Genomic DNA, 20,859 nt, shown 5'->3' on the forward strand with positions numbered 1-20,859 from the left:
AAAGCCCGGATACGGGCCGTTTCCGGAGAAGCCGCTTGACAGCGTGTGGTTCACAGGCTATCCCTCATTCATCGGATACTCCAGACAAGTATCCCGACTCAACTCGGAATTATTAACTAGTGCCGGACTTTGTTTCGGCCGAACATTGGAGGCTGTTATGGGCTACAAGATTACTTTTGACGCTGACAAGTGCGTCGGCTGCGGCCAGTGCGTGGATATCTGCCCCGTGTCCGTGTGGGAACTTCACGACGGCAAGAGCGATCCCGTGAACGCTGAAGAATGCCTTGGCTGCGAATCCTGCACCGGCGTTTGCGAACACGACGCCATCGTGATCGAAGAAGACTAACTGCAGGTTTCAAGGGCGGCGCAGCCCGCCCGGCCTTGCGCGCCTTGCCGCGAAAGGCCGTGAAAGGCCTGAAGTCGCCCTGAACGCTGACGGTTCCGCCGTTTTCCGGCGGCCCGTGTGAGCCTGTTACCGCCGGATGGGCTTTGCTCATCCGGCGGTTTTTTAACCGTTTTCTGGTGGAATGTATGAAGATCAACCCGGAATTGGACGCTATCTTTCAGGAGTATGACCAGCTTGCAGCGCAGGCCGATCAGCTTTTCGACCGTGTGAAACAACAGTTCCCCGAAGAGGTGGCCTGCACCGAAGGGTGCAGCAGCTGCTGTCACGCGGCCTTTGACCTTTCTCTTGTGGAAGCCATGGCGCTGAACCGTGCGTTCAACCGGGAGTTCGACTTCGGTATCCGCCGTTCCGCCGTGCTTCAGGCCGCAAGCGACGCCGACCGTCAGCTCACCCGCCTGAAGAGGCATTATTTCCAGCAGGCCCGCCAGGGTATGTCCGATGAGGAAATCATGGTGGAGGCCGCGAAGGAGCGCGTGCGCTGCCCGCTGCTCGGGCTCGACAACACCTGCCTTCTTTATGAGCACCGCCCCATCACCTGCCGTATTTACGGCGTGCCCACGTCCATTCACGGCAAGGCCCATGTCTGCGGGGAATGCCGTTTCAAGAAGGGACAGCCCTATCCCACCGTGGCGCTCGACCGCATACAGGACCGCCTGGCGGACATGAGCCGCCGCATCGGCGCCGCCGTCGGTTCCCGTTTCCGTGAGCTGCACCGGGTGTATGTGCCTGTTTCCATGGCCCTCATCACCAAGTACGACGATGCCTATCTCGGCATAGGGCCGGCCCCCAAGGAGTAGCCCATGTCCATAGCTCCGCTTCTGCGCAACGAGAAGCCGCGCAGCCTCACCCCGGAAGAAGAAAAGCTCAAGCGCGATCTGTACGAGAAGATCCCGCCGCGCCGCCGCAAGTTCATCGACCGCATCGGCTACGACAACTGGGATCCTTTCCCCGAACCCAACGAGCCTGTGGAAATACGCAAGGACGTGACGCAGCGCACGGCCCAGCAGCTCATGCAGGAATTCATCCGTTCCAAGAAGTGCGAGGCGCAGCTTGCCGGGGAATCCGGGCCCAGCGAAGCCTTCATCCAGGGCGCCATGGAAGCCGCCGTGGGTGTGGTGAACAAGCAGGATAAATTTCTCGGCACCTATGAATTTGCCGCCTGGTACCATGAACTCCTAAAAAAGGAAGGCCACATCTGATGAAAGACCGCTATACCGACATCCACGAATATATCCACGATCTTCAGGAAGCCATTGAGAAAGACCCCAAATGCGCCATTCACCACTATAACCTCGGTGTGGCCATGCTTTCTCTCGGCGACTATACCGAGGCTGAGGAATGCTTCCTGAACGCCGTTCGCAACTCCGCTCACATGGCCGAAGCCTTCGTGCAGCTCGGCGGCCTGTGCCTGCGCCGCGGCGATCTCGACGGCTGCATGCAGTACAACAAGGAAGCCGCGGAATGCCGCGCCAAGTTCCCTGTGGCCTGGGGCAACATCGGCTTCGTGCACCTTCAGAGGGGCGAAGTGGATGAGGCCATTGCCGCACTTCACAAGGCCCTCACCTGGGATCCCAAGTACATTCAGGCCCGCGCCACCTTTGCTTCCGCCCTGTATATGAAGGGTGAATATGAAAAGAGCGCGGAAATGAGCAGAATGGTACTTGAACAGGAACCTTCCTTTGCTCCGGCCTGGAATAATCTTTCTCTGGCCTGCTTTGAACTCGGCGAGGTGGAAAAAGCCAAGGAATACGCCGAGAAGGCGTGCGAGTTCGGCTATGACGTTTCCGACGACTACTGGAAGCTGCTTGAGGAATCGGTGAAAAAGGCCTAGTTGGCGCTTGCGGAAAAAAGATTTTTTCTGTAGGAAGAGCGGCAGGTTTCAGGAGCTTTCCACCGGCGCGCAGACCCGCAGGGGTTCTGACGTCGCCGGTTTTGTCTTTCATGACGGCCGTGCTTTACGGCGGGCATATCCTTTCCTCCTGAGAAAAGGGACGATTTGCCGGCGGACAAATACTTGTCAATAAAGCATGAGTTTGTTATTGAAGGTACAAGTGTGCCTGAGGAGAGATTGTTTTTAATTTTTTAAGCAGGGGACTTTTTTATGGCAAATGAAAACATTGTCGTTGACGATGGCCGTTCGAAATGGTCTGACCTTTGGCTGAAGGAAGACTATTGGGCGATCTGGATCGGCTTCTTCATCCTGATCATATCTGGCCTCATCATGATGAATGGTCGTGCCGACATCGAGGCCCAGCTCAGCAAGTATGACGCCGTCATCACCGCTGAAAAGGCCAAGCCCATCAAGACCATCGAGCTGATTCAGGCTCAGGCCGCCAAGAAGGGCGTGGCCGGCAGCAAGCTTCCGGCCGCCAAGTCCATCATTTCCTACCTGAAGACGCCCGCCAAGTGGGGTGGGAATCCTCTTGATTCCTTCATCACCCATGCGGACGAAGCTGCCAAGCCCGCGGCCGAAGCTGCCGCCAAGGCCGCTGCCGAAGCCCTGACCGTCGCCAAGACCGCTCAGGAAGCCGCCGCCACCGCTTCCTTCCAGAACGCCGACCTGAACAAGGCTGCTGAAACCGCCATCGCCGACTGGCAGAAGGCCGACAGCGCCGCTGCCAAGGCCAAGGCCAAGGTGGGTTCCGACACCAACCTGATTCCCGGCCTCATCGCTCTCGGCATCGTCCTCGGCGTGATCACCGCCGTCGGTATGGGCGTCATGGGCGCCAACGTGGTGCAGTACTTCATCGGCTTCCTCGGTGTGTACGTCCTGTGCCTGCTCGCCAACTTCCTCGGCGGCTACAAGCCCACGGCCACCTACGGCCTGAACGCTGAAATCTGGTCCATCATCGTCGGTATGGTCGTTGCCAACACCATCGGTACGCCCAAGTGGATCAAGCCCGCCGTGCAGGTGGAATACTTCATCAAGTCCGGCCTCGTGCTGCTCGGCGCTGAAGTGCTCTTCAACAAGATCCTCGCCATCGGTATCCCCGGTATCTTCGTGGCCTGGGTGGTCACCCCCATCGTGCTGGTGTCCACCTACATCTTCGGCCAGAAGGTGCTGAAGATGCCCTCCAAGACCCTGAACATCACCATCTCCGCCGACATGTCCGTGTGCGGTACCTCCGCCGCCATCGCCGTGGCCGCGGCCTGCCGCGCCAAGAAGGAAGAACTGACCCTGTCCGTCGGTCTTTCCATGGTGTTCACCGCCATCATGATGATCGCCATGCCTGCCTTCATCAAGGCTGTGGGTATGCCTGAAGTGCTCGGCGGCGCCTGGATCGGCGGCACCATCGACGCGACGGGCTCCGTGGCCGCCGCCGGTGCCTTCATCGGCCCCAAGGCTCTGCAGGTTGCTGCTACCATCAAGATGATCCAGAACGTCCTCATCGGCGTGAGCGCCTTCTGCGTGGCCATTTACTTCGCCACCAAGGTTGAAGCCCATGAAGAAGGCACGAAGGTCGGTCCCATGGAAATCTGGAACCGCTTCCCCAAGTTCGTCATCGGCTTCCTCGCTGCCTCCATCGTGCTGTCCACCATCGCCGGCAACCTCGGCGCTGACCTCGGCAACGCTCTGATCTCCAACGGCACCAACAAGATCACCGTGCCTCTGCGCGGCTGGTTCTTCGCCCTGGCCTTCGTGTCCATCGGTCTTGCCACCAACTTCAAGGAACTCGCCGGTTACTTCAAGGGCGGCAAGCCCATCATCCTGTACGTCTGCGGTCAGTCCTTCAACCTGGCTCTGACCCTCCTGATGGCCTGGATCATGTTCTACAATGTGTTCCCGGAAATCACCGCGAGCATCTAACTCTGAACCTTTGAAACATTGCGCCCGCACCGCCGAAAGGCGGTGCGGGTTCTGGATGTGAAATGACAACTCTCTCCTCTTCCAGCAGAAAGGCCGCGTGGCTGAAGCTTGTTGTTCTCAGCCTCGCAGCATGGCTTTTTCTGGGTGAATTTCTGCCGTGGGTGTACGACGTGGTTCCGCCGCTTCGTCATTCCCGCGATCAGCAGGCAAAATACGACATTTCCGCCGGAGCCATTTACTATACGGATGTGCCGGTCTCTCTCGATAGTGAGATGGCCTCCCGCGAGGCTGTGCAGAAGGCCATAGAACTCCGGGCCTCCTCCATGTAGTTTTTCCCTTTCGGGAGACTCGCAAAATGCCGAAGGCGTCCGCCTGCGGCATTTTTTTTGGGCAGAAAGGGCTATTGTTCTCGCGGCGCTCCCTGTGGTATGTAGGGTGAAGACGCCGGGCCTTTTTCTACAGAAGGGCCGGCGCGAAATCTTTATTCATGGAAGAACATATGCAGCATCTCGAAAGCATGGGGGACAAGTGGTTTGTCCTCGGCGTCACTTCTGACGATATTCTCGGCGTCATTTCCACCACGCTGGACCTTGGCGGAAGCCGCCCCGCGTGGGGCATGAAGGACGAACAGGTGGAGCGCATCCTCATGGCCTGGCCCAGCGAATCGCTGCTCCGCACGTCCGTGCTCATGGCGGGCAAGCCGGGGGGCAAACTTTCCGTGGCGGCCGTAACTCCTTTTATGGAAGGCTTTCCCAATCAGCTTACCGTCAGGGACACGTTTGCCTGGAAGGGCGGTCATGCGGGAGAGATTCTGGCTCAGCCGGAAGACTTCCCCGGCCTGTGGTTCTATGATCCGCTGTTCTTCCGCGATGCGGAAGGCGACGTGAAGGAAAAGACCTGCACCTTCGTGCTCTCCGGCCTCTGCTTCGGCATCCGCCGTGCCCTTCTGGACGAGCTGACCGTGACGGAAGGCCCTGCCTATGAACAGCATGCGCTGGAATGGATGAAGGCCAACCCCACGAAGACCCGTCTGGACGTTCCTCCGCTCAAGATTCCGCTCAAGGGCAGAACCCTCATGGATCTCGGGGAGCATTACAGCGAATATCAGTGCCATGCCTCCATCTTCGATGTCGACAGCTTCATGTTCGGGTCTGAAAAGGGCCAGTTCAAGGTGTACCGCTTCGGCATTGCCTTCGGAAATCCTGAAAAGCCCGTCTATGCCATCATCTACGCGCCGGAAAAGGTCTGCCACAAGGGCTATGTGCCTGCGGAAGGCGATGATGTGGACATGGTGTTCTGGATGCAGGGCCGCATCGACGACACGGCGGAAGGCCGTGCTCCCGAAGAGACTTCCGGTCAGGACAATCAGTAGCATGGACGCTCTGAAGGATTCCGTGCTGCGCGTTGCGGGCGTTATCGAAGAGTCCATCGTCGATGGGCCGGGGCTCCGTTTCGTGCTTTTTCTTCAGGGCTGCCGTGCGCACTGCAAGGGCTGCCAGAATCCCCAGACCTGGGATTTTGAGGGCGGAACCCTGGTTCCCGCCGGGGATATTCTTTCCCGCATCCAGGGCGATCCGCTGGTGCACGGCATCACCTTCAGCGGCGGAGAACCGTTCGAGCAGGCCGTGGAGCTGCTTCCTCTGGCCGCAGAACTGAAAAGGCGCGGCTATCACCTCATGGCCTTCAGCGGCTATACTCTGGAGCAGCTTCTGCAGAAGGAAGGCTGCCGGGAGCTTCTGTCTCTGCTGGATCTTCTGGTGGACGGGCCTTTTGTGGAAGAACAGAAGTCGCTGGAACTGCGTTTCCGCGGTTCGCGCAATCAGCGTATCCTGAACATGGCCGCCACGCGGGAAAACGGGTGGAAGCCGGTGCTGGATGAGCTGCACGGCCCTATGGAACGCTAGCGTCGTATTTTTTTTGGTATGCACGGCCCGTCGCCTGAAAAGGCGGCGGGCTTTTCTCATATCCGGCGGCTTATGGAGCATACAGCGACTTTCTGAGCGTGCTGTGCAGACATGAAAAGCGGGGCAGGGGAGATATGGACCTTTCTTTGCCTTCTTTTCAGCTCTGAGACAGAGAAAGCATGCATCCTGTTGCACTCTTTTTGTTTTTTTACTACAGTTCCCGGCCGCAGGTATGTTTTTCTGCAGAAAACATACCTGTTGTTTTGAAGTGTATGGTTCAGGTGAGGCCCGTGTGCTGCAGAAAAGCATGCCGGGCCTGTTTTAAGGAGCAGAACAGCCATGAATATTGTTTCTTCCGTGGATGAGGTGCGCGCCCGGGTGAAGGCCTGGCGCAGACAAGGGCTGAGCGTGGGCCTTGTGCCGACCATGGGATATCTGCACGAAGGGCACAGGAGCCTTATCGTGCGCGCCGTTCAGGAAAACGACCGCGTGGTGGTCAGCGATTTTGTGAATCCCACCCAGTTCGGCCCCGGCGAGGATCTGGCGAGCTATCCGCGTGATATCGAGGCCGACGCGCGCCTCTGCGAGGCGGCCGGAGCGCATCTTGTCTTCCACCCCGCTCCTGAAGACATGTATGCGCCGGATTTCTGCACCTGGGTGGACATGCGTTCGCTCAGCGAAACCCTCTGCGGCAGAACGCGACCCATCCATTTCCGCGGGGTGTGCACGGTAGTGAGCAAGCTTTTCCATATCGTGGCTCCGGACAGGGCGTATTTCGGACAGAAGGACGCCCAGCAGCTTGCCATCATCCGCCGCATGGTGCGCGACCTCAACTTCGACATCGAAATCGTGGGCTGCCCCATCGTGCGCGAGGCGGACGGCCTGGCAAAGAGCTCCCGCAACACCTATCTGAACCCCGAAGAGCGCAGGGCCGCTCTGGTTTTGAGCCGCGCCGTGTTTCTCGGCCGCGACATGATGGAAAAAGGCGAAAGGGAAGCCTCGGTGGTGCTTTCGGCCATGAAGGCGTGCATAGAAAAGGAGCCTCTGGCCCGCATCGACTATGTGGACATGGTGGATGCCTCCTCCATGCAGCCCGTGGCGCGTGCGGAAGGCCCCGTGCTCTGCGCCATGGCCGTGTACATCGGCAGCACGCGCCTCATCGACAACTTTTCCTTTGAAGGCTAGGCCCATGCTTCTCAACATGCTGAAGGGCAGGATACACCGCGCCGTGGTCACGCAGGCGGAACTCGACCATGTGGGCAGCATCACCATCGATGAACGCCTCATGGAAGAATCCGGCATTCACGAGTACGAGCAGGTGCAGGTGGTGGACGTGGATAACGGGCTTAGCCTGGAAGCCTATGCCATTACGGGGACAAGAGACAGCGGCATTGTCTGCCTGAACGGAGCCGCCGCGCACATGGTGCAGCCCGGGGACAAGGTCATCATCATGGCCTATGCCCTGATGACCCCGGAAGAGGCGGATGTGTCCCTGCCGAAGGTCGTGTTTGTGGATGAGAAAAACAGGATCTCCCGGGTTACCCGTTACGAGAGACACGGCAGACGGGAGGACAGGGATCCTCTTGAAGGCGTGTAGGGGCGTCGTAAGGGCAGGAGGCCGTTTTCCGGCGTCTGCTCTCTGCAACGCGCATGGCCGTGGGCCGGAGCGCCGCGCCGTGTCCCGTGTTTTTGGTGCGGGCATCGGCTCATGGCAAGCGGCATCATTGCCGTGCATGCGGAAGAACATGGCGGGAAGCGGTGCACCTGCGCTCTTTCTGGTCTTTCTGCACAAGGGCGGCTTCCCGGGTTCGGAACGGCGGGATTTTTCCGCATGGACTGCGCGCAAGGGACCTTTTTCCCGGAAGCGGGCATGCCGGCGGCTTTGCCATGAATCCTCTGCCCCCTGCCGGGCGTGCTCTTCAGCACACGGCAGAACATTACAGGTTCCCTCTTCGCCTCCCGGCGACGGAAGGGGCGGCAGAAAGAGGTTGAGGCCGCGGGCTCTTGAGGGTTATACTTGGACTGGAACGAGAATGTCAGGCTGCTTCGCCATACGGGGCGGCCGTTTTTCGTCGTTACGGCGTGTTTCTGCAGCCCCGCCGGTGGGCGGTGCTCCGGGCAGGATGCCGGAGGCCCGCATGTTCCTCCGGAGGGGCAGGGAAACGTCGCGTCGAAAAATCAAGGGGGATATATGCGAAAGGCTTTCAGACAGGCCGACCGTGAGGCACTCATCACGCTCGGCCTCTATGCGTTTTTCTTTGTGTGGTGGACGGTGTTCGCCTTCGGACTCGGGTCCGGCGATGTGGAGGAATACGACTATGTGCTGGGGCTTCCGGCCTGGTTCTTCTACAGCTGCGTGCTGGGCTATCCCGTCATGACCCTGGTGCTCTGGGTCGTGGTACGCCGCTTTTTTGCCGATATTCCTCTGGATGAGGCGGAAGACGACGAAAAAGGGGAAAGGCAATGAACGTCGCGCTCATTCCTCTCATCGGCTACCTTGCCCTGACGCTTCTGCTGGCGCTGTGGGCGCAGAAGCAGGCGAAAAAGGGCGTCGGCCGGGGCTTTATTGAAGAATATTTCATCGGCGGGCGGACCATGGGCGGCTTTGTCCTCGCCATGACCATCATTGCAAGCTACACGAGTGCGAGCAGCTTTGTGGGCGGCCCGGGTGTGGCCTACAAACTGGGCCTCGGCTGGGTGCTGCTTGCCATGATTCAGGTCCCCACCACGTTCCTCACTCTGGGCGTTCTCGGCAAGCGCTTCGCCATTCTGGGCAGGCGCATCCATGCCGTGACCATTACGGATTTTCTTTACGCAAGATACAGAAGCGACGCCGTGGTCCTGCTCTGTTCCGTGGCCATACTGTTGTTCTTCGCCGCTTCCATGGTGGCGCAGTTCATCGGCGGGGCGCGCGTGTTTCAGGCCGTGACGGGGTATCCCTATGAGGCGGGACTCATTCTCTTCGGCGTGACCGTGGTGCTGTATACGGCGGTGGGCGGCTTCCGGGCCGTGGCCGTCACCGATGCCTTGCAGGGCGTGGTCATGCTCATTGCCTCCGTGGTCATCCTCTTTGCCGTGGTCCGGGCGGGCGGCGGCATGGAACAGTGCATACAGACGCTGAAGGGCATGGACCCCGGCCTTGTTTCCCCTTCAGGCGCAGGGGACTCCATTCCCACGCCCATGCTCTTTTCCTTCTGGATACTGGTGGGCCTCGGCATTCTCGGTCTTCCCCAGACCACGCAGCGCTGCTTCGGCTACAAGAATTCCAAGTCCATGCACGATGCCATGATCATAGGCACGCTCATCATCGGCTTTCTGCTGCTGTTCATGCACCTTGCGGGCGTGCTGGGCCGTGCCGTCATGCCCGGCCTCACCTCGGGCGATCTCATCATTCCTTCCCTTATTCTGGAGCTGCTGCCGCCCTTCTGGGCGGGTGTGTTCGTGGCCGGGCCTCTGGCCGCCATCATGTCCACCGTGGATACCATGCTGCTTCTGGTTTCCGCCTCCATCATCAAGGATCTGTATATCCGCTACCGCCTGAAGAACGACACTTCCGGCATATCGGCAAAGAAGATAGGCCGCATGAGCTTCTGCTGCACCCTTGCGGCCGGGGTGCTGGTGTTCTGCGCCTCCTTCAATCCCCCGGATCTTCTGGTGTGGATCAATCTTTTCGCCTTCGGCGGACTGGAGGCGGTGTTCCTCTGGCCCGTGGTGCTCGGCATGTACTGGAGAAGAGCCAATGCCACGGGGGCCGTCTGGTCCATGGCCGCAGGTGTGGCGGTATTCATGATTCTTTCCGTGTGCAAGGTGCCTCTGGGCGGGGTGCACGCCATCGTGCCCACCTGCGTCGTATCGCTTCTTGCCTTCTGGCTGGGGAGCCTTCGCGGCGACCCCGTGCCGCCGGAGGTGACAAGGATGTTCTGGGGCGAGGAAGAGGAAGCCTGACGCGTCCGCAGAGAAAAGGCCCGGCATTGCCGGGCCTTTTTTCATGCCGTGCGGTTATGGAGGATCATGAGGAAAAGACCACGGGGCCGAACCACATGCCGATGATCCAGGCCAGAAGCACGCAGACGATCACCATGGGGAAGGAGAAGCGGAAGAAGTCCTTCGGCGAGGCATAGCCGTCCGAACCGAGAATGCTGGCCGCGATGGGCGGGGAGGAGAAGGGAAACATGATGGCGAGATTGGCCACCATGCCCACGGTGAAGCAGGCCACGATGGGGTTTATGCCCTTCTGGGCGGCAATGAGGGCCGTGGTGGGAACCAGCAGGGAAATGACGGTGGCGGGGTTGGCCCACTGACAGAGCACGCCGCTGATGGCCAGCAGCACCAGCCAGGTGAGCGAGGGGGAGAGATCTTCGAGCAGGGGCGAGACAAGCCCGGCCAGCCATGTGTCGATGCCGCCGTCGATGCATACCTGTCCGAAGGCAAGAACGCCGGAAACGAAGATGAGGATTTCCCAGTTGATGGAGGCAAGAGCCGTTTTCCAGTCCAGCACGAAGATGATTCTGCCGTTATCGTCGTGACCGGTGGGGATGAAGAGCAGGCAGACGCCGCACAGAACGGCAATGGTGGACACATCGAGGAGCTTTGCCAGGGCGGGCATGCCGAAACGTTCCGCCATGGGCTGGCCCAGACACCAGAGCAGCAGCGCGACGATGAGCACGGCAAGGGAGGCCTTTTCGCGGAGCGTCACCGGGCCGAGATTCTCCAGCCTCCGGCTGATGACGTCCAGAGTGAAGCAGGAGTCGCTTTCCGAACAGCCGCGCAGGAAGAAGATCTGACAGAAGAGGAGCATGGCTGCCAGCCATGCGATGCAGAGCACCATGCCGAAGGCGGACCATTCCCAGAACTGTACCTGATAGTTCAGGGAAGAGGCGATGATGCCTATGACGAGCAGGTTTGGTACGCCGCCCACCGGGGTGCCCGTGCCGCCCATGGAGGCACCTACGCCGCTCGCGACCACCATGGCCCGGATGAGCGGATGCCCGGGCTGGGCATGCATGCTTTTCCCCAGGGCGACGGCGATGGACGTGAAGAGAATGGCGACGGGGATGTTCGGCATGATGGCGGAAAGGAGTCCGGCGGCCATGCCGAACAGGATCATCAGTCTTGAGGGGCTGTGGGCCACGAAGGAGGAGGTCACCACTTTGTAGGTGTAGCGTTCAATGAGATTGCTGTCCTTCATGGCGCTGAGCAGCAGCATGGAACCGAGCAGCAGCATGCAGGTCGGACTGCTGAGAAAGGCGAAGCCTCTGCTCAGAGGCAGAACGCCCATGAGACCGTAGAGCACGATGCCGAAAAGAGCGGTGAAGGGAAGCGGAAAGGCTTCGGTCATTCACCACAGGATGATCCATGCTATGGCCGCAAGGCTTTTCATACCCTGTTCTCCGAGCGAGGCAGGGGCGGGGCAGGCAAGAAGAACGAAACACAGAAGCGGCCCGGACAGAATGCCGAAGAGATGAGGGCGGATGGAGGAGAGGAGTGCTTTCATGAGCGGGTATTCCTGGTGCGGAGGAATGAGAAAGGCCGTGTCTGCCGGGAAGCGGACACGGCCCGGCCGGGGAACTACTTTCGTACTTCGCGCCACGAGGTCACGACGGTACCGTCGTCACGCCTGGTCACGTCGAGCATTCTGTCGGCAAGAAGCGGGTTGGTGAAGGTGAAGTCGGAGCGTTTGTGACTGCCGCGCGTTTCCTTGCGTTCCAGGGCGGAACGCAGGATGCATTCGGCGCAGTCGAACAGGTCGAGCACTTCGGCCGCCCGCATGAGCGTGTGGGAACAGGAGGCCTTCAGGCTGGCGTTCGTTTCCTTCCTCAGCTGGTTCAGATAGCTGAGTCCGGCATTGAGCAGCGATGCCGAGCGCACCTTGTAGGGCCCCACGTTGGCATAGTCGCTCATGATCTGGGTGAGGGCTATGTTCGCTTCCTGCCAGTCGGCGCCTTCTTTTCTTTCCATGAAGGAGGAGAGAAGTTCCATCTTGGCCCTGATGCCGGGGTTCAGAGCAAGGTCGCCGGTGGTGGTGCCGGCGGCGGAGATCGCCGAGGCTGCGGCGGCATGTCCGGCCCGCCAGCCCATCCATGCGGCAAGGCCGAGGCCGCAGCCTGCGTTGCCTACCATGTCGCCGGCGGCATAGAGCCCGGGAACCGTGGTCTGTCCGTCCTTGTCCACATCCAGGCCCCGGCCGTGCAGGATGGGTTCGTAACGGGTGAATTCAACGGCATGCTTCGCCGGATCGATGCCCTTGGAGTCCATGTAGCCGATGAGGGCGGAGAGACCTTCATCGAACATGGCCCTCCGCATGTAGGCCAGCGTTTCAGGGGTGTTTTCCGAGCAGTCGAGGTAGGCGGGGCCGCGCCCGTTCTGCATGACGTCGATGAAGGCGGAGTTCCAGATGTCGGAGGTCACGTCGCCGTATTCGGGGTCGGGCCGGGTGACGAAGGGGCCGAGCGGACTGCCGTCGGGGTAGCGGTAAACGCCTATCCATGTGGCCTTGCCCGCACGCTGCAGGTATTTGATGCCCGCATGGGTATAGGGAATTTCCATATTCACCATGCTTGCGCCGATGCGCCAGCCGAGGGCCTGTCCGCCGGCATTGTTGGGGCAGTGGGCGGTGTTGAAAAGATAGTTGGGGGTGGAGGCGTTGACGTACAGCCTGTGGGTGAGGCCCGTGGAGAGTATGACGCAGGGCGCCTTCACAAGCACGAAGGAAGGCTCGGGCGTGGAAGCGTTCAGGGCAAGGGCGCCGCATATCCGGCCGTCTTCCTTGGCAAGCTCCACGACGGGGTGATGGTTCAGCACGGTAACGCCGCGTTTTTTCATCTGTTCTGCCAGAACGGCCTTCTGCTTGCGGCCGTCGAACTTCAGAAAGACGCGGGGCTTGCCGGGGAGCGCGTGTCCCTGGAAATTCCAGCGTCCGAGGGGACGCATGTTGATGCCCCATTCCTCCCACATCTTCACGATGTCGAAGCTTTCCTGGAGATGCAGGCGCATGAGCTCCACATCCTTTGCCTGTCCTATGAGGCTGCCCATGAGTTCCCTGAGAATGGGCTCCACGTCGTCGCCGTGCACTTCCGGGCAGTAGCAGCTGAAATGATCGTTGCCGGTAGCCCCGGAACCGGAACGCCTGACATGGCACTTTTCCAGAACGACCACTCTCTTCGCTCCGCCGTCCGCCGCAGCAATGGCCGCCATGGCGCCGCCTATGCCTCCGCCTACGATGACAACATCAGCCTCAATGGTTCTGGAAACGGCGATCATCGGTTAACCTCCCGGCCGAGCGTGTCGGCATTGACGTGCAGAAGTGTGTAGGAAAGCGGCATACGGAGAGTGATGGCCCCCTTCGGGCAGTCGATGACACAGGAATCGCAGTGCCAGCATTCTTCCGGGAACCTGACCTGGGGAATGCTGTCCTTCGCACGGTCGAAGACAAAGATGTTGGAATTGCAGATGTCGGCGCAGGTGCCGCAGCCTACGCACTTGTTTCGGTCTATGACGGGAGGCATGCTGTACTCCTTGAAAAATGTGATCGGTGATTTCCGTTGCTCTGTCCCAGCGGATACCTCCACAGAAGCAAAAAGCGTGCCAGAGGAAATAGTGCTGTATTATCGCAGGGTTGAAGAATGTTTTTCTTTTTGTGATATTGAGCGTTTTTCAAATATATGATAAAAACACTTATTAAAAATCAAAAAAGATGAGGGCATGAAGAACAATTCTCTTTTAAAGCCGGAAACCGTGGCGCTGTCTCTTCGGGTCATGTACCGGATGGGCGGGCTGCGTAATGCTCTGGTGTATCTTCTCGACATCATCAAGCCCATGATGCCGGTAGCCAGGATAAACACGATTTTCGCCTACAGCGACGCCTCCACCGTGATAAGCGTGGCCGACACCAGCACCGTGAGCGTATCGAACAAATACAGCAGCGGCGGGCGTTCCAGGCCGCTGCTTCTGAGCGGCAGAGCGGGGGAAACGCTCATCATAGGAGATCTTTCTCCCTATCAGAACGATCCCGGCGTGCTCAGCGAACCTTCCTGGCGGGACATGCCCTATCTGCATTTCCGCTCGCTGCTGCGACTGCCCCTTTTTTCCAGCCGGGGCAATACGTTCCTCATCAATTTCTGGTCGGATGAGAAGGACGGTTTCAACAGCGGGGACGCCGCGTTTCTCCGGGAACTTCTCGATCCTTTTGTCGATGAACTGCGCGGCAATTTTCTGGACATCGCGCTTGAGGGAGCGCGACCTTCCCCGCAGACGCTTTCCGGCATGGAGAAGCTGGCGCTCTGCCCCGGCATGATGAAGGTACGGCAGCTTGTGGAAAGCGTGGCGAGGTGCGACAGCACGGTGCTCATTCTCGGAGAGACGGGCGTCGGCAAGGAATCCGTTGCCGAGGCCCTGCATCAGTGTTCGTCCCGTCGGGAACGCCCGGTCATCAAGGTCAACTGCGGAGCCATTCCCGGCGATCTCATCGACAGCGAGCTGTTCGGGCATGAAAAAGGAGCGTTCACCGGAGCATCGGCATCCCGCCCGGGATACTTTGAAATGGCGGACGGGGGCACCCTGTTTCTGGATGAAATAGGAGAAATGTCCCCGGAATCTCAGGTCAGGCTGCTGCGCGTACTGGATTCCGGCGTGGTGCGCCGTGTGGGGGGCGTGCGGGAATTCCGCGTGGACGTGCGCATCATTGCGGCCACCCATGAGGATCTGCCGGATAAGGTGATGGACGGGCGTTTCCGCCTCGACCTGTGGTACCGGCTTTCCGTGTTTCCCATACGCATACCGCCGCTCAGGGAGAGAATCGGCGACATTCCCGTGCTGGTCCGGCATTTTGTCCGGTCCAAGGCGCACAAGCTGGGGCTTGCAACGCTGCCGGACATTCCTGAGGAGGAGCTCTTGAAGCTTTTTCACCACAGCTGGCCCGGCAATGTGCGTGAACTGGAACATGTGGTGGAGCGGGCCATGATCACGCGGCATGTGGGGGCGGATGACGGCAGGCTGCACTTTGACGTGATGCCTGTGCCGGGGAGCGCGTCCGTTCCCTTTACGACGGGAGACGGCCTGCCGGCGCTTCACCTGCGGAGGCCGGAAGAGTGGCCGACGCTCAGGGAGGTGGAGGACCGCTATATCCGGGAGGTTCTGAAGCATTGCGGAGGCAAGCTGACGGGGGCCAATTCCGCCACCAGCATTCTGGATATCCATTACTCCACCTTGCGTTCCCGTCTGCGGGCGGAGGAGGAACAGCCCTCGTGAGTTTCTCACAGGCTGCGTGCCTGCATACGAAAAAGGCGGGGTCATGCCCCGCCTTTTTTCATGGATGAGAAGGAAGACTACAGCGCCGCTATGGAGGCGATGAGCGCATCCACGGCTTCTTCCGTGGTGGCCCAGCTCGTGCAGAAGCGCACGGCGCTGCGTTTTTCGTCCACCTTCTGCCAGAAGCTGAAGGAGTAGTCTCTGCCGAGTTTTTCCAGCGCCTCGTCGGGCACGATGGGGAACTGCTGATTGGTGAAGGAATTGAAGAGCAGCGGCCAGCCCTTGTCCGTGAAGGTGCGGCGCAGGCGCATGGCAAGGGTGTCGGCATGTTCCGCCATCTGGAAGTACAGGCCGTCCTGGAAAAGGGCCGTGAACTGCACGCCCAGGAGGCGCCCTTTGGCCAGCATGGCCCCGCGCTGCTTCATGAGGTAGCGGAAGTCCTTTTTCAGCAGGGGCGAGGTGATAACCACGGCTTCGCCGAACAGCGCGCCCACCTTGGTGCCGCCTATGGTGAACACGTCGCAGAGTCTTGCGTAGTCGGCAAGTTCCAGATCGTTGGTTTCGGCCATGATTCCGTAGCCCATGCGCGCCCCGTCCACGAAAAGGGTGAGGGAAAGCTCATGGCAGGCGCGGCTTATGTCCTCAAGTTCCGCTCTGCTGTACAGGGTGCCGAATTCCGTGGGAGCGGAAAGGTACACCATGCCCGGCTGTACCATGTGTTCGTGCGAGGCGTCGGCATAGTGCACGGCGCAGGCCTCCCGTATCTGCGCGGCGGAAATTTTTCCCTCCTTTGCGGGCAGGGCGAGCACCTTGTGCCCCGTGGCTTCCACGGCCCCGGTCTCATGCACGTTGATATGCCCGTTTTCCGCGCAGATCACGCCCTGCCACGGCCTGAGCGCGGATTCTATGACCACGAAGTTTGCCTGCGTGCCGCCCACCAGAAAATGCACGTCGGCCTCCGGTGCGCGGCAGGCTTCGCGGATGAGGGCGCGGGCCGTGTCGCAGTAGTGGTCTTCCCCGTAGCCGGGCGTCTGTTCCAGGTTGCTTTTCACAAGAAGTTCCATCACGCGCGGATGCGCGCCTTCGCCGTAATCGCATTCAAAACGCAGCATGGGTCATCTCCTGATTTCCAGTTTTTTCCAGCGGCAGAAGATCTTTTCGGCGATATGGCAGCTTTCGTATACCGCAAGGCCGAGCAGACTCATGGAAAGGATGCCGCAGAACATTTCCAGCTGATCGCCCCTGCCCCAGGCGTCCATGATGAGAAAGCCGAGTCCCTTCTGCGTGGCGAAGGATTCGGCCATGAACAGCACGGCCACGGCCGTGCCGCTGCTCACCTTGAGGGCCGTCATGGCGCTGGGGAGGGCGGCGGGCACGAGCACATGACGCACCAGCTGGGCGGGGGTGCCGCCCAGAGTGCGGAAAGCCTCGAAGTAGCGCGCGTCGAGCCTGCGGATGCCGTCGCGGGTGACCACGAGTATCTGATAGCCGCACGTCAGGGCGATGAGCAGTATCTTGGGCATGTCGCCCAGACCGAACAGTGTGAGAAACACGGGCAGGAGCACGATTTTGGGCAGAGGATAGGTGAGAAAGACCATGGGCGACAGGTAGCGGTCGATGCGCTTCCGGCAGCCCAGCAGTATGCCCAGGGGAAATGCCGTCACAAAGGCCAGCAGCATGGCCGAGAACACGCGCACGGCGCTGCTTCTGATGTGCCCGGGCATGTCCGGCCCGGCCATGGCCTGCCACCAGGCGTGCAGCACATCCACAGGCTCCGGGAGAAGATAGGGCCCGAGGGCGAGCGCTCCCGCCTCCCAGAGAAGCAGAATGGCCAGAAAGGCCACGACGTAACGCAGAAGAATATCCAGAATCTTCATGAGCGCGCCTCGCGGAGTCGTTCCCTGCTGTTTTCTTCCAGCGCGCCGCGCACCTGACGGATGAGGGAGAAATACTCGTCGCTGTTGCGGCAGGAGGCATTGCCGAAGCAGGGATTTTCCAGCCACAGTCTTTTGCTTGCCGGGCTTTGGCCCATGACCATGATGTAACGGCCGAGAAAGACCGCTTCCGCCACGTTGTGCGTCACCAGGATGAAGCTCATGCGGCGGCGCTGCCAGAGGTCGAGCAGAAGATTCTGCAGGTGTTCGCGGGTGATGGCGTCCAGCGCGGCGAAGGGTTCGTCCATGAGCAGAAGATCGGGCCGGGAAATGAGGGCGCGGCCTATGGCCACGCGCTGGCGCTGGCCGCCGGAAAGCTGCATGGGAAAGCGCATTTCCAGCCCTTCCAGCCCCAGTTCCTTCAGCATGGCGAGGGCCTTCTCATGGCGTGCGGCACGCCCGACGCCCTGAAGCTGAAGGGGCAGGGCCAGATTGTCGCGTATGCTCTTCCACGGAAACAGCCCGTAATCCTGCATGATGAAGGCCGTGCGGCAGTCCCGGGGAAAGGTGATTTCCCCTTCGGAGGGTCGGCTCAGTCCGGCCACCAGAGAGAGCAGGGTGCTTTTGCCGCAGCCCGAGGGACCGATGACGGAGAGGGTGGATGCCGCAGGCAGGGAAAAGGAAACATCCGACAGGACGCAGGTTTCCCCGAAGCTCTTGCCGAGCCGGGAAACGCGCAGAACAGGCGTTTCTTCGTTCATTGTTCTTCCTGAAAGACGATGCCGGCAAGGGGAGGCAGGTCTTTTTTCAGAATGCGGTTCTGTTTCATCCAGTCGGCATAACGGCGTACATCCTCTTCCGAGGGCAGGCCCAGCGGCGTGAGGGGCTCTTCAAAGCGCAGCATGCGGTAATGGGCTGCGGCCTGCGGGGAAAGCAGCTTGAACTTCTGCATCATGGCCTTGTAGGTCTCGGGATCGGCGTTGATGCGCGCGGCTTCTTCCGCAAGGGCCGCACGGAAACGCTTCACGCGGTCGGCAAAGGCCGCCTCATCCCCCTGAGCGGGCTTTTTCAGCGCAATGACGGCAAGGGGCAGGTTGAGCTTTCTGTCGTCGAGCAGCACGCGGGCGCCCTGTCCCTCCACCAGGGAAAGCAGCGGTTCGGGCAGCAGGGCCGATTCCATGCGGCCCGAAAGCAGCATCTGAAGGCGCACGGGGATCTGCCGGATGTCGCTTTTTTCCAGCGTTCCCGCCGCGTTTTCCCGGGCAAGCAGGGTGTCGAGCACGAATTCCACGATGGTGGCACGGCCTATGGCGCAGGGTCTGCCCTTGAGGTCGGCAAGGCTCCGGGCGGACGAGGAGGGGCTTACGGCCAGACCGAAGAAGCGCGCCTCTGGCGTGGAATGGGAGGTGGTGGCCACGATGATCTGCGGCGCACCGCTTTCGTTCTGCATGAGCACGTTGATGATGTCGCCGAAATGGCCGTCCAGAGAGCCTGCACGCATGGCCGCGCCGAGTTCCAGAGCGCTCTGGAAGGGCACCACGTTCACCTGAAGGTCGTGGGCGGCAAATACGCCGTCTTCCTTTGCGGCATAAAGGAGCAGGGAATCGGCGGCGGGCAGGGCGCCTATGTTCAGCGTATCTGCGGCAAGGGCTTGGCCCCGGAAAAGAAAGAGGGCGAGCAGAAGGGCGAGAATGCGGTATTTCAGCATGGAATGAGGACTCCGTGTCGTTTGAGGGAACATCAGGCGCGCCGGGCGCAGGTGGCGGCCTTCAGGTTTTCCAGCGCAAAGGTGACGGCCTGCACGGTGAGCGCTTCACAGGCATGGGGCGGATCGGAAGGCTGAAAGCCTCCGGGGCGCAGGTCGCGGCAGAGCAGCGAACCGAAGCGCTCCGTGAAATTCCCGGCGAAGATGCGGCACAGCTCTGCCGTCTGCTTGTCCGTGAGCCCCTGTTTTGCGCCGAGAATGCCGGTGAACATGAGCGCGCCTTCCACCAGACCGCACTGGGCGCGGAAACGGCCCGCGCCGTGCATGCCCGTGGCCGCGTGCAGCGTCTGCGGCAGAAGGGGGATATGGAAGGCCGTGCTGAGGCACTGGAGCATGGTCTTCGCGCAGTTGTCGTCTTTGTTCCAGTAAAGTTCGTGCACCTGCCGCTCAATGTCGTTCATGCCTGCCGTCCTTGGTTGCAATCGTATGGGGGAACTTTTTGCGCGTGCGCAGAGCGCCCGGGCCGGAGCGCCGGACAACACCGGAAAGGCTCCGTGCGCGTCACTGCTCTTCGTTCTTTTCCTTCCCCTGCTGGTGGAAGGGCGCCGTGGAACGGTTTTCCCTGAGGTGATGGGAGAATTCCACGCGGGTGATGTTGTTCGGGGCGCTTCCCCCGGTCATGCGTTCGTAAAGAATATGAAAGGCGTTGCGCCCTTTTTCCTCGATGTGATGTTCCACGGAAGTGAGGCCCACGGTGCGGAAATGCGAGGCGAAGAGATTGTCGAAGCCGCACACGCTGTAATCTTCCGGCACGCGCAGGCCCTTTTCGGCCAGAGCGTCCAGCACGCCGTAGGCCACGGAATCGTTCACCGCCACGATGCCGGAAATGCGGGAACTGCGCTTCAGGCACTCCATGGTCAGCTCATAGCCCACCCGATGTTCTATACCGATGTCGTTGAGTTCTTCAAGGGGTGTGATGTCGCGGGCAAAGACCTGTACGGAGGTGCCTTCCTCCTGGGCGTACACGGCGCGCACGCCGTCGAGCCTGCGCACACGCATGGCGTTTGCGCTGTTGAGCGTGGTGGAAATGAAGGCGATGTGCCTGTGGCCGAGGCCGAGCATGTGACGGCCCACCAGCATGCCCGCGCTGTAGTTGTCGAGCTCCACCGTGTCCACGTTCAGGCTGGTGTTCCTGTCGCCAATGACCACGATGGGGATGGAGCGGTTGATTTTTTCAAGCAGGGAACTCTGGGGCATCATGGTGAACACGATGCCCGAGACACCCATGTCCACGGCCATGTCGAGCAGCTCGTTTTCCTTGCCGGCATCCCGGTAGGTGGTGAAGATGAGCGTGGAAACGCCGTGTTCCTCGGCGGACTGCTGAATGGCCTGCACCATGCTGGAATAATAGGCATTGCCGATGTTCGGGCTTACGATGAACACGAGCTTTCTGGAGGAAAGGGGCCTTGCCTTGTGCCTGACCGGAGCACGGTAGCCCAGAACGTCCGCCGTGTGCCGCACGTTCCGCACCGTATCCGGGGAAAAGGAAACGTCGGGTCGCCCGTTCAAGATCATGGAGGCCGTGCTCAGCGAGACTCCCGCCGCCCGGCTCACATCTTCCAGTGTGATTCGCTTTTTCGTCGTCATGGCAACACTCCGAAAGCAGGCTAACGGCAAGGCCCGGTTTCGTCAAACCGGGAAAGAGAAGTTTATTAAAATTTTAAAAATGAAAAATCATGTTGCCGAAACTGGTGATTTCAAATACTAAATTTTTAAATATCGGAAAAATGAGCAAAATGCCTTGATTAATAGCAAAGATGCCCGTAGAAGAAGATACATGGAATACGGGAATGGCGAAGGATTTATTAAAATTTTAATAGAAATTTTTCCGAACTTTTAATTAAAATTTTAATGAA

At 60.0% G+C, this 20,859-nt stretch carries 23 protein-coding genes; 13 read left to right on the top strand and 10 right to left on the bottom strand.

The genetic code is table 11. The annotated features are described in order from the left end of the window. Positions 1-157: 157 nt before the first annotated feature. From Q0K07_RS03475 to panF, 12 genes are all read left to right on the top strand, one after another. Positions 158-346, top strand: a complete 189-nt coding sequence (locus Q0K07_RS03475; RefSeq protein ID WP_294556466.1) for a 4Fe-4S binding protein — start codon at positions 158-160, stop codon at positions 344-346. 191 nt (positions 347-537) lie between these two features. Then, entirely contained in the window at positions 538-1,203 is a 666-nt protein-coding gene (locus Q0K07_RS03480; protein WP_294556578.1) for a YkgJ family cysteine cluster protein, read from the top strand. A 3-nt stretch (positions 1,204-1,206) separates the two neighbouring features. Next, on the top strand, positions 1,207-1,605 hold the full coding sequence (locus Q0K07_RS03485; protein ID WP_294556469.1) for a hypothetical protein: 399 nt from the start codon (positions 1,207-1,209) through the stop codon (positions 1,603-1,605). Beyond that, positions 1,605-2,237, top strand: a complete 633-nt coding sequence (locus Q0K07_RS03490) for a tetratricopeptide repeat protein (protein WP_294556472.1) — start codon at positions 1,605-1,607, stop codon at positions 2,235-2,237. The genes Q0K07_RS03485 and Q0K07_RS03490 overlap by 1 nt, the downstream gene beginning before the upstream one ends. A 270-nt stretch (positions 2,238-2,507) precedes the next feature. Then, on the top strand, positions 2,508-4,214 hold the full coding sequence (locus Q0K07_RS03495; protein WP_294556475.1) for a putative sulfate exporter family transporter: 1,707 nt from the start codon (positions 2,508-2,510) through the stop codon (positions 4,212-4,214). A 62-nt stretch (positions 4,215-4,276) separates the two neighbouring features. Then, positions 4,277-4,543, top strand: a complete 267-nt coding sequence (locus tag Q0K07_RS03500; RefSeq protein ID WP_294556478.1) for a hypothetical protein — start codon at positions 4,277-4,279, stop codon at positions 4,541-4,543. Positions 4,544-4,713: 170 nt separating this feature from the next. Continuing rightward, a complete protein-coding gene (locus tag Q0K07_RS03505; protein WP_294556481.1) occupies positions 4,714-5,586 on the top strand; it encodes a hypothetical protein in 873 nt (290 codons plus the stop codon). Position 5,587: 1 nt separating this feature from the next. Continuing rightward, a complete protein-coding gene (nrdG, locus tag Q0K07_RS03510; RefSeq protein WP_294556485.1) occupies positions 5,588-6,118 on the top strand; it encodes an anaerobic ribonucleoside-triphosphate reductase activating protein in 531 nt (176 codons plus the stop codon). A gap of 339 nt (positions 6,119-6,457) precedes the next feature. Then, complete coding sequence (panC, locus tag Q0K07_RS03515) at positions 6,458-7,303, top strand: pantoate--beta-alanine ligase (RefSeq protein ID WP_294556488.1); 846 nt, start codon at positions 6,458-6,460, stop codon at positions 7,301-7,303. Positions 7,304-7,307: 4 nt separating this feature from the next. Next, positions 7,308-7,715 (top strand): aspartate 1-decarboxylase, encoded by a 408-nt coding sequence (gene panD, locus Q0K07_RS03520; RefSeq protein WP_294556491.1) that lies wholly within the window; start codon positions 7,308-7,310, stop codon positions 7,713-7,715. Positions 7,716-8,309: 594 nt separating this feature from the next. Further along, positions 8,310-8,585, top strand: coding sequence for a YhdT family protein (locus Q0K07_RS03525; protein ID WP_294556494.1), 276 nt, complete (start codon positions 8,310-8,312; stop codon positions 8,583-8,585). Beyond that, a complete protein-coding gene (panF, locus tag Q0K07_RS03530; protein ID WP_294556497.1) occupies positions 8,582-10,063 on the top strand; it encodes a sodium/pantothenate symporter in 1,482 nt (493 codons plus the stop codon). The genes Q0K07_RS03525 and panF overlap by 4 nt, the downstream gene beginning before the upstream one ends. Positions 10,064-10,127: 64 nt before the next feature. Here panF and Q0K07_RS03535 read toward each other — a convergent pair whose 3' ends face one another. The 4 genes from Q0K07_RS03535 to Q0K07_RS03550 all read right to left on the bottom strand — a co-directional run bounded on the left by Q0K07_RS03535 (position 10,128) and on the right by Q0K07_RS03550 (position 13,623). Beyond that, positions 10,128-11,456, bottom strand: coding sequence for an SLC13 family permease (locus Q0K07_RS03535; protein WP_294556500.1), 1,329 nt, complete (start codon positions 11,454-11,456; stop codon positions 10,128-10,130). Further along, positions 11,457-11,612 carry a hypothetical protein gene (locus Q0K07_RS03540; protein ID WP_294556504.1) on the bottom strand — a complete coding sequence of 52 codons (156 nt, stop codon included), beginning with the start codon at positions 11,610-11,612 and terminating at the stop codon, positions 11,457-11,459. A gap of 74 nt (positions 11,613-11,686) precedes the next feature. Further along, positions 11,687-13,378 (bottom strand): FAD-binding protein, encoded by a 1,692-nt coding sequence (locus Q0K07_RS03545; RefSeq protein WP_294556507.1) that lies wholly within the window; start codon positions 13,376-13,378, stop codon positions 11,687-11,689. After that, positions 13,375-13,623: a ferredoxin family protein gene (locus tag Q0K07_RS03550; RefSeq protein WP_294556510.1), complete on the bottom strand. Its 249-nt coding sequence runs from the start codon at positions 13,621-13,623 to the stop codon at positions 13,375-13,377. The genes Q0K07_RS03545 and Q0K07_RS03550 overlap by 4 nt, the downstream gene beginning before the upstream one ends. A gap of 196 nt (positions 13,624-13,819) precedes the next feature. Here Q0K07_RS03550 and Q0K07_RS03555 point away from each other — a divergent pair, with 196 nt between their 5' ends. Next, positions 13,820-15,364 carry a sigma-54-dependent Fis family transcriptional regulator gene (locus Q0K07_RS03555; protein WP_294556513.1) on the top strand — a complete coding sequence of 515 codons (1,545 nt, stop codon included), beginning with the start codon at positions 13,820-13,822 and terminating at the stop codon, positions 15,362-15,364. A 77-nt stretch (positions 15,365-15,441) separates the two neighbouring features. Here Q0K07_RS03555 and Q0K07_RS03560 read toward each other — a convergent pair whose 3' ends face one another. The 6 genes from Q0K07_RS03560 to Q0K07_RS03585 all read right to left on the bottom strand — a co-directional run bounded on the left by Q0K07_RS03560 (position 15,442) and on the right by Q0K07_RS03585 (position 20,590). Then, the gene (locus Q0K07_RS03560) at positions 15,442-16,476 is read right to left on the bottom strand and encodes a low specificity L-threonine aldolase (protein ID WP_294556516.1); all 1,035 of its coding nucleotides are present in this window, start codon (positions 16,474-16,476) and stop codon (positions 15,442-15,444) included. Positions 16,477-16,479: 3 nt separating this feature from the next. Further along, complete coding sequence (locus Q0K07_RS03565; RefSeq protein ID WP_367178864.1) at positions 16,480-17,241, bottom strand: ABC transporter permease; 762 nt, start codon at positions 17,239-17,241, stop codon at positions 16,480-16,482. Then, on the bottom strand, positions 17,238-17,999 hold the full coding sequence (locus tag Q0K07_RS03570) for an ABC transporter ATP-binding protein (RefSeq protein WP_294556519.1): 762 nt from the start codon (positions 17,997-17,999) through the stop codon (positions 17,238-17,240). Before Q0K07_RS03570 ends, Q0K07_RS03565 begins: the two co-directional genes overlap by 4 nt. Then, positions 17,996-18,946 carry an ABC transporter substrate-binding protein gene (locus Q0K07_RS03575; protein WP_294556523.1) on the bottom strand — a complete coding sequence of 317 codons (951 nt, stop codon included), beginning with the start codon at positions 18,944-18,946 and terminating at the stop codon, positions 17,996-17,998. The genes Q0K07_RS03570 and Q0K07_RS03575 overlap by 4 nt, the downstream gene beginning before the upstream one ends. Before the next feature lie 32 nt (positions 18,947-18,978). Next, complete coding sequence (locus Q0K07_RS03580; RefSeq protein ID WP_294556525.1) at positions 18,979-19,404, bottom strand: C-GCAxxG-C-C family protein; 426 nt, start codon at positions 19,402-19,404, stop codon at positions 18,979-18,981. Between the two features lie 100 nt (positions 19,405-19,504). Continuing rightward, positions 19,505-20,590, bottom strand: coding sequence for a LacI family DNA-binding transcriptional regulator (locus Q0K07_RS03585; RefSeq protein ID WP_294556528.1), 1,086 nt, complete (start codon positions 20,588-20,590; stop codon positions 19,505-19,507). Positions 20,591-20,859: the final 269 nt, after the last annotated feature.

The organism is uncultured Mailhella sp., assembly GCF_944324615.1.
Taxonomy (GTDB): domain Bacteria; phylum Desulfobacterota; class Desulfovibrionia; order Desulfovibrionales; family Desulfovibrionaceae; genus Mailhella.